Source organism: Streptomyces sp. NPDC030798, assembly GCF_055572275.1.
In genome coordinates this window covers 350,985-364,451 of record NZ_JBVIDR010000004.1, presented here as the reverse complement: position 1 = coordinate 364,451, position 13,467 = coordinate 350,985, and the positions used below count along the sequence as shown (strand labels likewise).

Here is a 13,467-nt window from a genome sequence, read left to right as displayed (position 1 = left end):
GGCGCAACCTTTTGCGGGTGGGGGGGGGGGGGGGGGCCGGGGGGGGGGGGGGGGAGGGGGGGGGGGGGGGGGGGCCCCCCCCCCCCCCCCCCTCGCCCCTTTGGCGCGGCTCGCTCAGGCGGCGCGTGTCATCGTGTCCTGGTCGAAGGAGTCGAGGGTGCGGGCGAAGTCACGGGTCGACAGCAGCAGCTTGTAGACGATGGCGAGTTCGAAGACCAGCAGCAGCGAGCCGGCGACGACGGTGGTGGGAATGATCGCGTCGAGCAGCGGCCCGACGATGAACACGCCCATCTGGAACTCGATGCCGCTCACCAGGTGGGTGCGGATGCGGTGGCGCAGCAGGAACGAGCGCATCCGCAGGTACGCGGGGAAGCGGTGGCGGAACTCCTGGTGCAGGTCGATGACCCGGGCGCTCGGCGGTGTGGGCGCGGTGCCCTCCAGGACGGCGGGCTCGGCCGTGCCCAAGGCGGCGGTTCCGGCTGCCGTGGGCGGCTGAGCGGCTTCGACCTCGGCCTCGGCCAGGAGCGCCGCGCCCTCCGCCTCGGCCAGGAGCCCGGAGTGCTCGGCGGCGAATGCCGGGGCGCCGTCCGCGGTCGCGCGGCGCAGGTCCTGCTCGATGTCCGCCTCGGGGTTGTCGCGCAGCAGGTCCTCCATGAAGGCGACACGCGCGGCGTTCTCCGCGCGCCGGGCCGCCCGCAGCCGGGCCTTGATCTGCTTGCGCATGCTGTGCCGGGTCTTGAATATCTCGAGCGAGTTGAGGTAGCGCATCCCGTCGAGGAAGACGACCGCGGCGGCCAGCCAGATGTAGAGGATGTCATCGGTGCGGTGGTACTGGCCCGCCATCAGCGCCACGGCACAGACCATGACCCGGATCCGGTCGAAGATGTAGTCCAGCCAGGCGCCGAACACCGAGCCCTGGCCGGTGAGCCGGGCGACCTTGCCGTCCATGCAGTCCAGGATGAAGCTCAGGTGGTAGACGGCGGCGCCGACGATCAGCCAGCGCCACTCGCCCATCGCGAAGCAGCCGGCGGCGACGAGTCCGAGCAGCAGCGCGCCCCAGGTGATCTGGTTCGGCGTGATACGGGTCCGCTTCGCGACCTGGCGCACCAGTGGAGTGGCGACCGGGTCGACGAGGAGGACGGTCCACCACGCGTCCCTCTTCTTCTGGGTCAGACGGCGCACCTCGGCGAGGTCCGGAACGTCACGATGCTTCGACGGCATGAATCAACAACCTGGCCTTCAGTCGGGGTTTACCCCACGTTAGGAATGCTCTTACCCGAGGAACAAGATCCGTCTCGCACAACCTTTCGTAGGGGGTAACGGTCCAACAGCCAAGACAGGTCGACGGCTGTATCGGGCACCCCGCGCGTTACCTGACCGTTATTAAGTTCTTCGGCTTTGCCGCGATGGCGCTGCCACGTGCCTCGGCCGGACCTCGGGCAGCGGCTCCCACCTGTGCGAATGCGAGACTGGCCGAGCCGGACCAGGACGAGGTGGAGGCGAAGGATGGACGAGGCACGGGCGCGGGACGTACTGGCCGCGGCGCGGGTGCTGCCCGGCCCGGCGGGAGACGCGCGGCTGCTCGCCCTGGGTGAGAACGCCGTGTTCGCCGCGGGCGGTCTGGTGGTCAAGGTGGGCCGCGACGCCGAACTGCTGGAGCGGGCCCGGCGCGAGCTGGACATCGCCGGCTGGCTGGCCGAGGCGGGCGTCCCGGCGGTGCGGGCGGCCGAGCCGAAGCCGCTGCTGGTCGAAGGGCACCCGGTGACGGTGTGGCACCGGCTGCCCGACCCGGTACGTCCGGCCGAGCCGCGGGATCTGGCGCGGCTGCTGCGCCTCGTGCACGCGCTCCCCGCCCCGCCCTTCCCGCTGCCGCCGCGCGAGCTGCTGAGCGGGGTGGAGCGCTGGCTGCGGCTCGCGGGCGACGCGATCGACCCGGAGGACGCGGCGTATCTGCGCGCCCGCCGGGACGGCTTCGCGGCGGCGGCCGCCGCCCTGACGCCCCGTCTGACCCCGGGCCCCATCCACGGCGACGCCCTCCCCCGCAATGTGCACATCGGCCCCGACGGGCCGGTCCTGGTGGATCTGGAGACCTTCTCCGCCGACCTGCGCGAGCACGACCTGGTGGTGATGGCCCTCTCCCGCGACCGCTACGGCCTGCCCGCCGAGGCCTACGACTCCTTCACCGAGGCCTACGGCTGGGACGTACGCGCGTGGGAGGGCTGCACGGTCCTGCGCGGCGCCCGCGAAACGGCCAGCTGCGCCTGGGTCGCCCAGCACGCACCCGCCAACCCCGCGGCTCTGACCGAGTTCCACCGCCGCGTGGCGTCGCTGCGGGACGGGGACGAGACGGTGCGCTGGTATCCGTTCTGATCGGGACCGGGCGGGTCACCGCGGCCGGGGGATGACCGGCCAGGAGGGTTCTATCACTGCTGCCGGGTCGCTGGTGCGGCGCAGGTGGGCCTGGAGGGAGAGGGACTGGGCGGCGGCCGCGCGTACTTGGAGGTGGTGGAGGTCGGGGAGGGGCATGGCGCCGACGGGCTGGTGCTTCTCGGCCATGCGGCGGACCACGCGCGCGGCGGCGACCGCGTCCGCGCGCGCGTTGTGCGCGTCGTCGAGCTGCACCCCGTAGTGCGCGCACAGCGCGTGCAGGGCGCGGGTGCCCTTGCGGTACTTGTCGACGTGCTTGTCGAGGACCAGGGGGTCGATGACGGGCGAGGGCTCGCCGCCCAGGCGTTCGCCGACCGATGCCAGACCGTGGCGCCGGCACTCGCGGTCCAGCAGCGACAGGTCGTAGCGCGCGTTCATCACGACCAGCGGGGTGCCCCCGTGCAGGACCTCGGCGACGGAGTGGGTGATCTCCTCGATCGCGGCCCCGGCCGGCAGCCCGTGCGCGCGGGCGTGGTCCGTCGAGATGCCGTGGATGGCCGACGCCTGCGCCGGTATCACCACCCCTGGATCGAGCAGCCAGGTCCGCTCCGCCGCGACCGCCCCGTCGGGCTCCAGCCGCACGACCGCTGCCGTGACGATGCGGTCGGTCTCGACGTTCGTCCCCGTGGTCTCCAGGTCGAAGGCCACCAACGGCCCGGTGAGCCAGCTCATCACGCGGCCCTCGTTCCGGCGTCGGTCACCTCGATGCGCGCCGTGCGCGGATCCGTCCCGGTCGTCTCCAGGTCCATGCCGACGAGCGGCTCCCGGTGCCGGCCCATGGGCGGCCCCCCTTCTTGGTGGTGCTTTCCCCCAGTGGCTCCCACCATCGCACGCGGCACTGACAATCCGAGGAGCACGTTCCGCTTGTGCCCGGGGACGGTTCAGGACACCGGGCGCGAATCCGCCCAGGCCAGTTCGAATTCCTCGCGGTATGTCGGGAAGAGCCCGGCGTCGCCCGTGTCGCCCGACTTGACCACCTTGCTGCCGCCCCGCAGCACCAGCACCGGCGACTCCATCCCCCGTGCCCCGCGCAGATAGGACTGCACCACGGCGATGCCGTCGGCGCCGTCGCCGTCCACCAGGTAGGCGGTGAAGCGGGGCGTCTCGTCGTAGACCTGGATCTCGAAGGCGCCCGGGTCGCGCAGCCGGGAGCGGACCCGGCGCAGATGCAGGATGTTCATCTCCACGGAGCGGCTCAGCTCGCCCCGTTTCATCCCGAGTTCGCGCTCACGGCGTTTCACCGCGCTGGAGGCCGGGTTGAGGAAGAGCAGCCGCACCCGGCAGCCGGACTCGGCGAGCCGGACCAGGCGGCGGCCGGAGAAGTTCTGCACCAGCAGGTTGAGGCCGATCCCGATGGCGTCGAGACGGCGGGCGCCGCCGAAGAGGTCCTCGGCCGGGAACTGGCGCATGAGCCGGACCCGGTCGGAGTGGACGGCGACCACGTCCGCGTACCGGTCGCCGACCAGGTCCTCGACGGCGTCGACGGGCAGCCGCCGCGAGGAGGGCACGTCACCGCCGGTGCCGAGCATCTCCAGCAGCCGGGCCGAGGCCCGCTCGGCCTGGTTCAGCACGGACTCGGACAGCGCCCGGTTGCGGGAGACGACATTGCGGGTGACCTCCAGCTCGTCCAGGGCGAGTTCGAGGTCGCGGCGCTCGTCGAAGTAGGGCTCGAAGCACGGCCAGTGCTGCACCATCAGCTCGCGCAGCTGCGGCAGCGTCAGGAAGCTGAGCACATTGTCGTCGGCCGGGTCGAGGAGATAGCCCTTGCGGCGGCTGACCTCGCGGACGGCGACCGCCCGCTGCACCCACTCCTGCCCGGCGGGCCCGGCCGCGGCGACCACCCAGTCGTCGCCGTGGACGGGTTCGTAGATGGGCCGCAGCACGGCGGCCACGACCGCGCGCAGCCGCTGCTCCACGAGGTTCAGCCAGATGTAGGCCCGGCCGGCCCGCTGGGCGCGCACGCGCACCTCGAGCCAGGCGTCGGCGTCCCAGTCCAGTTCCGGCCCGATGGACCCGGCCGCGTCCATCGGGCGGGCCAGGGACACCGCGCCGGGCGGGACGTCTGCGGAGTGCCCCTCGTGACCCTCGTCACCAGGGGGCAGCTCCAGCCCTCCCGAGCCCACCCGTGCACCGCCTTCCGTCCCCCGGACCTACCCCGTCCCAACGATCAAGGAAGGGTACTCCGGGAGCGGTCGGCGATGCAGCCGGATGGACAGGTCGGTTTCCCCGTTCCCTCGCTCAACTACGCGGCCGCCAGTGGCCGTTCTGCCATGCCAGCTCGTTCGGCGTGAGCGGATTCATAGCCGTGACGTCCCGCGGGGCGATGGCGAAGCCCTGCCAGTGGATCGGCATGGGCTGCTGGTCCTCGTCCCGGGCTATGTGGTGGAAGCCCACGTTCATCCAGACGACGGGGTGAGTGAGGGTCTGGCCGTTGACCCACTTGTCGACGGACTTGCCGGCGCCCGCAGGGCAGTTGCCCGGGTTGTTGCTGGCGAACTGCTCGCACTTGTTGTACTGGGTGAAGTACACGTCGTGCTTGGTGAAGCTGCGGCCCGGATACTTGGTGGTGGGCCCGGGGACGATCTCGTACGAGCGCGCGTGGCCGTCCTTGTTCTTGCCGGTCGCGCTGACCACCCGCCACCAGCGGTACGTCTTGTAGTCGCCCGCGAGTTCCTTGGTGACCTTCGTGCGGGTGGTCTTGTTGGTGGGCGCCTGCCGGCCGTGGGCCGGGGCGGTGACGGCCGAGTCGTACTGCTCGATCTTCGTCTTCGAGGAGCCGTCGAGGCCGAAGTCCAGCCGCCAGAAGACGTTGTGGCTGTGGCTGGTGGCGTAGGCCTTGGCGCCCTTGCCGATGGGCCAGCCTCGGCCGTCGCCGGCGTCGTAGTCGTCGTAGGAGAGGCTGCCGGTGGCACCGACGTTCATGTTGACGGTGCCGTCGTCCTGGAAGCGCCACTCGGTCATGTACTCGTACCAGCCGACCTGGTTGACCGTGTAGACGAGCAGGTCCTTGCCCTGGGCCTGGAAGACCTTGTTGGCGCTGTCGCCCTGCATGCGGTAGGCGTGGCCGCGGGACCGGGTGGTGGTGCACAGGCCGTTGACGTTCGGGTGCTGCGGGTCCCAGGCGTCGGGGACCTTGATGGTCTTGATGGTGCCGCCGGGGCACTCGCCGGGTGCCAGGTTGACCAGCCCCTGGGCGAAGCCGAAGCCGGTCAGATCGTCGTACTCGACGCTGCCGTCGTCGTAGGGGACGTCGATCTGGGCGAGGCGGGCGCTGTTGAGGACCTTGATCGGCTTCGGCTCGCCCTTGGGCTGGTAGGAGACGTTCTCCAGGACGAGGCCGGCCTTGCTGTCGTAGCGCCAGCACATCCGCCAGGTGGTGCCGCTGGAGAGCTTCTGCTCGATCCGGTACGCGGCGCTGCAGTCGGCGGCCGCGGCCGGGGCGGCCTTCGGCTGGGCGACGGCGGGTCCGGCGCCCGCCGTGGCGCCGGCCGCCAGTACGGCGACGGTGAGGCCGGCGGCCGCACGCGTGCGCGTGCCGCCGATCCTGTTTCTGCGCATGTCGAAGAGACTCCCTCTTCAGGAGGTTGGAAAACTGGACGGAGAACGGCTCAGCCGCGCGGGAGCCGCGCGACCTTGTGGGCGCTCAGGTCGACGACCAGCCAGCGGGCGTCGATCCAGGGGCCGTTGACGACCTTCGAGAACAGCCGCACGCAGCGGTGCTCGCCGCACTTGTCGAGAACGGCGGGCTGACCGCCCGGGGTGGCCCGGTAGACGGCGCCGTTGAGCAGGAGCTGGTCCGGTGAGGTCAGCTCGTGCCCGGTGGCGTCCTTGTAGTCGGCCTTCAGGCCCGCGCCCAGCGGGTCGGCGATCAGCAGCCTGGCCGCCTCGGCGTTCTCGGCGCGGCTCAGCGGCGGCTGCACCCCGTGCTGGCTGCCGGTCTGCTCGACCTTGCCGGTCTCCAGGTTGACGGTCCTGGTGATGAGGGCGTCGCTTTTGTAGTCGTAGAACGTCACGTCGGCCCGGCGCGGTGCGTCCGGGTCGTCCAGTTCGTTCTCCTCCGGGTCGGCGAGGTCGACGCTCAGACGCTGCGGGCCGCGCCTGCCGTCGACGTTCTCGCCGGAGGCGAGCGCCTGGCCGCCGGCGGCGATCCTCGCCGCGCGCTGCGTCTCGTCGTCGGTCAGCGGGTCACGGCCCGTGCCCTTCTTCCCCGCGGCCGGTGCCTGCTGCACCACGCCCGGCGGGGCGCCCTGCGGCCCCTGCCCCGCCTGCTGGGCGGCCTGGGCGCCGCCGCCCTTGTTCCCTCCCGTCTCGTCCGCCCCTGCCGTGCCCGGCAGGGTGATCCCGACCATCACGGCGGTGCCGGCCACCGCCAGGGCCGCACCGGCCACCACCTTGCCGAGATGGCGGTGCACTAGCGTGCGCACATCTTCCCCCTACTCCCCCACATCCCCGGGAGTACGTTCTGCCCCACTGGTTCGGCACACGGCGGGTACACGAGTCGCCGTGCGCACTGGTCGGCAGGTAAGAGGGGTGTAAGTCACAGGAGGTTCCCTCACTTTCGGGGAGACTCGCGCGGGGTACGGTCCCGGCGGGGCGGCACACCTGGGAGAGTCGTGTCCATGCAGGTCTGGCCTGGAGAGGCGTATCCGCTCGGCGCCACCTATGACGGCGCCGGAACCAACTTCGCGGTCTTCACGGAGGCCGCGGACCGAGTAGAGCTGTGTCTGCTGCACGACGACGGCTCGGAGACGGCGGTGGAACTGCGCGAGAGCGACGCGTTCGTGCGGCACGCGTACCTGCCGGGCGTGATGCCGGGGCAGCGGTACGGGTTCCGGGTGCACGGCCCGTACGACCCCGCGCGCGGGCTGCGCTGCAACTCCGCGAAGCTGCTGCTCGACCCGTACGCGAAGGCGGTCAGCGGCGCGGTGCGGTGGGGCGAGGAGGTGTACGGCTACCACTTCGGGGCGCCCGAGCGGCGCAACGACCTGGACTCGGCGCCGCACACGATGACCTCGGTGGTGATCAACCCGTACTTCGACTGGGGCGACGACCGGCCGCCGCGCACCGACTACCACCGCACGGTGATCTACGAGGCCCACGTCAAGGGCCTGACCATGCGTCACCCGGGGCTCCCGGAGGAGCTGCGCGGCACGTACGCGGCGCTGGCCCACCCGGCGATCATCGAACACCTGACCAAGCTCGGGGTGACGGCGCTCGAACTGATGCCCGTACACCAGTTCGTGAACGACCACCGGCTGGCCGACATGGGGCTGAGCAACTACTGGGGCTACAACACCATCGGCTTCTTCGCCCCGCACAACGCGTACGCCTCCTGGGGCGACCGCGGCCAGCAGGTCCTTGAGTTCAAGTCGGCGGTCCGGGCGCTGCACGAGGCCGGGATCGAGGTCATCCTGGACGTCGTCTACAACCACACCGCCGAGGGCAACCATCTGGGCCCGACGCTGTCCTTCAAGGGGCTCGACAACGCCTCGTACTACCGGCTCGCGGACGACCCCCGCTACTACATGGACACCACGGGCACCGGGAACTCCCTGCTCATGCGGTCTCCGCACGTACTGCAGCTGATCATGGACTCGCTGCGGTACTGGGTGACCGAGATGCACGTCGACGGCTTCCGCTTCGACCTCGCGGCGACGCTGGCGCGGCAGTTCCACGAGGTGGACCGGCTGTCGTCGTTCTTCGACCTGGTGCAGCAGGACCCGGTGGTCTCCCAGGTGAAGCTGATCGCCGAGCCGTGGGACGTCGGCGAGGGCGGCTACCAGGTGGGGAACTTCCCGCCGCTGTGGACCGAGTGGAACGGCAAGTACCGCGACACGGTGCGGGACCTGTGGCGGGGCGAGCCGCGCACGCTCGCGGAGTTCGCCGGCCGGCTGACCGGCTCCTCGGACCTCTACCAGGACGACGGGCGCCGCCCGCTGGCCTCGATCAACTTCGTCACCTGCCACGACGGGTTCACGCTGCACGACCTCGTGTCGTACAACGAGAAGCACAACGCCGCCAACGGCGAGGACAACCGGGACGGCGAGAGCCACAACCGGTCCTGGAACTGCGGAGCCGAGGGCGACAGCGACGACCCGGACGTCCTGGCGCTGCGCGCCCGCCAGATGCGTAACTTCATCGCCACGCTGATGCTGTCCCAGGGTGTGCCGATGATCAGCCACGGCGACGAGTTCGCCCGCACCCAGCGGGGCAACAACAACGCCTACTGCCAGGACAACGAGCTGTCCTGGGTGCACTGGCCGGAGGACGGCGGCGATCTGCTGGAGTTCACGCGCGCGATGGTGTGGCTGCGCCGCGACCACCCGGTGTTCCGCCGGCGCCGCTTCTTCCACGGCCGTCCGGTGGAGGGCACCCACGACGAGCTGTCCGACATCGCCTGGTTCACCCCGGAGGGGGCGGAGATGACCCAGCGGGACTGGGATTCGGCGCGGGCGTCGGCGCTGACGGTGTTCCTCAACGGCAACGCGATCTCCGAGCCGGGACCGCGCGGGGAGCGGATCACCGACGACTCGTTCCTGCTGATGTTCAACGCCTCGCCGGGGCCGCTGGACTTCCTGGTGCCGGTCGACCACGGCCGGCAGTGGCAGGTGGTCGTCGACACGGCACGCCCGGAGGGGGTGCCGCCCGGGACGGGCGCGAAGGTGGCGGCCGGGGACCGCCTCACCCTGGCCGACCGCAGCCTGACGGTGCTGCAGCGGCCGGCGTAGGCGAGCGGGGGCCCTGGGAGCGACCTGGGGGGCGTGCGTAGCGCATCGCGCGCCCCCCCGAAGGGCGCTCGTCACTGCATCGTGCGCCCCCCTTTCGGACGCGGACCGGATGACACGAAGGGCGGCGTGCTGGGTACGTAGGTCTGCATGACTTCTGCGCGACCCGGCCCCCCGGAAGTGCCCACGGCCACCTACCGGCTGCAGCTCCAGCCCGCGTTCCCGTTCGCCGCCGCCGCGGCGGCCGTCCCGTATCTGGCCTCGCTCGGCGTCTCGCACCTGCACCTGTCCCCGGTCCTGGAGGCCGTCCCCGGCTCCGCGCACGGCTACGACGTCACGGACCCCGCGCGCGTGCGCGCGGAACTGGGCGGCGAGGACGGGCTGCGCGAGCTCGCGCTGACCGCGCGGGAGCACGGGCTGGGCCTGGTGGCGGACATCGTCCCGAACCACATGGCCATGGCGCCCCGGCACAACCACGCCCTGTGGGAGGTGCTGCGCGAGGGCCCGGGCTCGCCGTACGCACGCTGGTTCGACATCGACTGGGACGCGCAGGGCGGCCGGGTGCTGCTGCCCGTGCTCGGCGGCCCGCTCGGCGCGGAGCTGGACCACCTGGTGGTCGACGGGGACGTCCTGCGCTACCACGACCACGCCTTCCCGCTCCGCGAGGGCACCGCGGACCTGCCGCTGCCCCGGCTGCTGGACGCCCAGTGGTACCGCCCGGTGTGGTGGCGGCTGGCCCGCACCGAGCTGAACTACCGGCGGTTCTTCAGCATCTCCGAGCTGATCGGGGTCCGCGTGGAGGACCCGGTCGTGTTCGACGCCACCCACGGCAAGATCCTCCAGTTGCTGGCGGAGGGCGTGCTCGACGGGTTGCGCGTCGACCACCCGGACGGGCTCGCGGACCCCGACGGCTACCTGGCGCGGCTGCACGAGGCGACCGGCGGGCGCTGGACGGTCGTGGAGAAGATCCTCTCCGACGGCGAGCACCTGCCCGCCTCCTGGCCCGTCGCCGGCACCACGGGTTACGACGCCCTGCGCCACGTCGACGGCCTGTTCACGGACCGCACCGGGGCGTACGAACTGCTGGGCCGCTACCGGACCTTCGCGGCACCCCAGACGGACCGGGGCGGCAACTGGGAGGCGACGGTGCGGCGGGCCGCCTACAAGGTGCTCACGCACGAGCTGGCCACCGAGACCGACCGGCTCACCCGGGTGGCCGCCCGGCTGTGCGCCGCCTCGCCGGATGTGGCGCTGCGCGACCGGGCGCCCTGGGCGCTGCGCACCGCCGTGGAGGAGCTGCTGGTCCGGCTGCGGGTCTACCGGCCGTACGCATCCGGCGACGCCGCCGCCGTCGTCACCGAGCAGGCCGCCGAGGAGGCCCGGCTGGCCTTCGTGGTGCCCGAGGAGGCCGACGCGGTCGGCATCGTGCGGCGGCTGCTGGTGGAGGACCCCGGCGACCCTTCGTCGCCGGACCACGCGGACCGGGTGGAGTTCCGCACCCGGTTCGCGCAGACCGCGTCGGCGCTGCGCGCGAAGGCCGTGGAGGACACGGCGTTCTACCGGTACGTGCCGCTGCTGTCGGCGGCCGAGGTCGGCGGCGACCCCGGCTCGCCCGGCGTGGCTCCGGAGGACTTCCACGCGTACTGCGCGCGCGTGCAGCGCGACTGGCCGTCCACCGGGACCGTCGTGTCCACCCACGACACCAAGCGCAGCGCGGACGTGCGGGCCGCGCTGGCGGTGCTCACCGAGTGCCCCGACCGCTGGGCGGAGCTGCTCGCCGAGGTGAGCCTGGCGGAGGGGGGCGCGCCGGACGGGCAGCTCGCCTGGGCGGCCTGGCAGACGGTGTTCGGGCTGGGCCCGGCGGAGGAGGAGCGGGTCCAGCAGGCGCTGCTGAAGCATGTGCGCGAGGCCGGCATGTACACCAGCTGGACCGAGCAGGAGCCGCCGTACGAGGATGCGGTGGCCGCCTTCGTCTCGGCGGGGCCGTGCGGGCCGCCCGCCGAGCGTGTGGCGGCCTTCCGCAAGGCGCTGGAGCCGCACGTCCGGGCGAACGTCCTCGGTACCGCTCTGGTCCATCTGACGATGCCGGGGGTGCCGGACGTGTACCAGGGCACGGAGAGCGAGTACCGGGCGCTGGTGGACCCGGACAACCGGCGCCCGGTGTCCTTCCCGGCGGCGGCCCCCGGCGAGAAGGACGCGCTGACGGCGGCGGCCCTGCGGCTGCGGGCCCGGCGGCCCGGCGCGTTCGGTACGACGGCGACGTACACCCCGCTCAACGCGACCGGCCCGGCGGCCGAGCACTGCCTGGCCTTCACCCGCTCGGACGAGGTCCTGACCGCCGCGACCCGCCTCTCCCTCCGCCTCGCCGAAGCGGGCGGCTGGCGGGACACCCGCCTGGACCTCCCACCGGGACGCTGGACGGACGTGCTGACACCAGGCCGCGAATTCACCGGCCACGCACGCGTGGCAGCCCTCTTCGAGCGGCTGCCGGTGGCGCTGTTGGAGCGGATGCCGGAGGAATGAGGCCCCGCGGACGAACCCGTGCGACCCGACCCGGGCGGCGCCGCGCGGGACCGGTGAGGCGGAGCCGGTGCGGACCACTCCCTGCGGAACCGGAGAGCCGAGCCGCACGGACGGCTTCGGGCGGGACCGCGGGCCGGAGTCGGTGGGGGCGCCTTGATGCGCATCGGAGGGCCGAGCCGCGCGGCGGCTTCGGGCGGGATCGGAGGGCTGCAGGTGGTCGGTGGGGACGAGTTCGGGCGGGTCGGGGAGGGCTGAGAGGGCGCCTTGGAGGTGAGTGGGCGGCCCGTGTGCCTGGCCGGCGGGCCGGGGGCTTGCGGCCTCCTTCGTCGGTGCCCGGCGTGAATGCGTCCGGGCGCCCCCGGGAGGCGCCCCCGCCGGATGCTTGACAGTTCACTCAGGCCGTGCGGCACTGGGAGAGCGAGGCCGGGCGGACACATCGGGGGTGAGTCTCCTGCCGGAGCTGCGCTACCCCAGCGTTCCCGAACTGGTCGCCTCCGCGCGGGCACTGACCGCTCGGGAGCCGGGGCTGTGTTCGCTCCGGCAGGTGGGTCTGTCGCGGGCCGGCCGGCCCCTGCACCTGCTGTCGGTGGGGCACGCCCGCCCGGCGGTACTGGTGGTGGCAGGCGCCCACGCCAACGAGCCCACGGGCGGCTCCACCCTGCGCGTGCTGGCCGAACGGGTGCTGGCCGAGCACGAGTTGCGGACGGACACCTCCTGGCACTTCCTGCTGTGCGCGGACCCGGACGGGGCGAGCCTGCACGTGACCCCGGCGCCGCGCAGCCTGCTCGACTACCACCTCGGCTTCTACCGGCCCACCGGCGCCGAGCAGCCGGAGTGGTCCCCCGCGGTGCTGCCGCCGGACCGGCTGCCGCCCGAGACCAGGACGCTGACCGGCGTGATCGACGAGCTGCGCCCCTACCTCCAGGTGACGCTGCACGGCACCGACCTCGGCGGCAGCTGGGTGCAGCTGACCAAGGACCTGCCGGGCCTCGCCGAGCCGTTCGCCAAGTCGGCGGCCCAGTTGCACATCCCGGTGGAGACGGGCGCCTCGGACGCCGCGGGCTGGCCGGCCTCGGGGCCCGGGGTCCATGTGATGCCCGGCCCGGAGTCGGGCGTCGCCTACCCGAGCATGCCGGACGACGCCCGGCACAGCACCTGGTACCACACGCACCGCTACGGCGGGCTGACGGCCGTGGTGGAGGTGCCGATGTGGGCCAGCGACCTGGTGGACGACCCGGCACCCCACCCGGCGCCGGCGGCGGCGATGCGGCGGCTGGCCGCGCGGCTGCTGCGGGACGCGCTCGAGGTGGAGCAGGTGCTGGAGGAGGCGCTGCCCCGGCTGCGGGGGGCGGACGGGCCGCTGCTGCGCGCCGCCCGCTGGGCGCTGGAGCTGATCCCGGGTCTGGCGCAGGACTGGGTCCAGACACCGCCGGCCGGCACGACGATGGCGTACATCGGCAGCGTGGACGCCTTCGGCCGGCGGCTGCCGCTCAGGGCGGCGGCGATGCTGCTGCGGGTGCTGCGGGAGACGGACGACCGGGCGGCGCCCGGCCTGGAGCGGCTGGTCGCCGCGTGGTGCGAGGCCTTCGCGGACCGCTTCCGGGCCCGCTGGGTGCCGCTGGAGCACCAGGTGGAACACCAGTCCCGCACGGTCCTGGTGGCCGCGCAACAGGCCCGCGAACGAGCGGCATGAGCGGTCCGCCTCATGACGCCGGCCCGCGCCCGCGCACCGCGAGCCCGGACCGCGTCACCCGCCGGGCCGCGGCACCGACCAGGCCGCGGCACCAGCCGG

The 13,467-nt window shown here is 72.8% G+C and carries 9 protein-coding genes; 4 read left to right on the top strand and 5 right to left on the bottom strand.

The window, feature by feature from the left end; genetic code table 11:
• Positions 1-114: 114 nt before the first annotated feature.
• Positions 115-1,221, bottom strand: a complete 1,107-nt coding sequence (locus ACZ404_RS12240; RefSeq protein WP_468438733.1) for a CDP-alcohol phosphatidyltransferase family protein — start codon at positions 1,219-1,221, stop codon at positions 115-117.
• Between the two features lie 285 nt (positions 1,222-1,506).
• Here ACZ404_RS12240 and ACZ404_RS12235 point away from each other — a divergent pair, with 285 nt between their 5' ends.
• Positions 1,507-2,370 carry a phosphotransferase enzyme family protein gene (locus ACZ404_RS12235; protein ID WP_468438731.1) on the top strand — a complete coding sequence of 288 codons (864 nt, stop codon included), beginning with the start codon at positions 1,507-1,509 and terminating at the stop codon, positions 2,368-2,370.
• A 15-nt stretch (positions 2,371-2,385) separates the two neighbouring features.
• Here the strand turns inward: ACZ404_RS12235 and ACZ404_RS12230 are convergent, their stop codons facing one another.
• From ACZ404_RS12230 to ACZ404_RS12215, 4 genes are all read right to left on the bottom strand, one after another.
• Positions 2,386-3,099: an exonuclease domain-containing protein gene (locus ACZ404_RS12230; protein ID WP_468438729.1), complete on the bottom strand. Its 714-nt coding sequence runs from the start codon at positions 3,097-3,099 to the stop codon at positions 2,386-2,388.
• A gap of 209 nt (positions 3,100-3,308) precedes the next feature.
• The gene (locus tag ACZ404_RS12225) at positions 3,309-4,550 is read right to left on the bottom strand and encodes an SAV2148 family HEPN domain-containing protein (RefSeq protein ID WP_468438727.1); all 1,242 of its coding nucleotides are present in this window, start codon (positions 4,548-4,550) and stop codon (positions 3,309-3,311) included.
• A 115-nt stretch (positions 4,551-4,665) separates the two neighbouring features.
• A complete protein-coding gene (locus tag ACZ404_RS12220; protein WP_468438725.1) occupies positions 4,666-5,985 on the bottom strand; it encodes a copper amine oxidase in 1,320 nt (439 codons plus the stop codon).
• Positions 5,986-6,035: 50 nt separating this feature from the next.
• Positions 6,036-6,851 (bottom strand): Tat pathway signal sequence domain protein, encoded by an 816-nt coding sequence (locus ACZ404_RS12215; RefSeq protein ID WP_468438723.1) that lies wholly within the window; start codon positions 6,849-6,851, stop codon positions 6,036-6,038.
• Between the two features lie 195 nt (positions 6,852-7,046).
• On the opposite strand from ACZ404_RS12215, the gene glgX reads away from it, so the two are divergent.
• The 3 genes from glgX (at position 7,047) to ACZ404_RS12200 (ending at position 13,368) form a co-directional block, all read left to right on the top strand.
• Positions 7,047-9,155 (top strand): glycogen debranching protein GlgX, encoded by a 2,109-nt coding sequence (glgX, locus tag ACZ404_RS12210; protein WP_468438721.1) that lies wholly within the window; start codon positions 7,047-7,049, stop codon positions 9,153-9,155.
• Positions 9,156-9,302: 147 nt separating this feature from the next.
• Positions 9,303-11,675 (top strand): malto-oligosyltrehalose synthase, encoded by a 2,373-nt coding sequence (gene treY / locus ACZ404_RS12205; RefSeq protein WP_468438719.1) that lies wholly within the window; start codon positions 9,303-9,305, stop codon positions 11,673-11,675.
• Between the two features lie 442 nt (positions 11,676-12,117).
• Complete coding sequence (locus ACZ404_RS12200; RefSeq protein WP_468438717.1) at positions 12,118-13,368, top strand: M14 family zinc carboxypeptidase; 1,251 nt, start codon at positions 12,118-12,120, stop codon at positions 13,366-13,368.
• Positions 13,369-13,467: the final 99 nt, after the last annotated feature.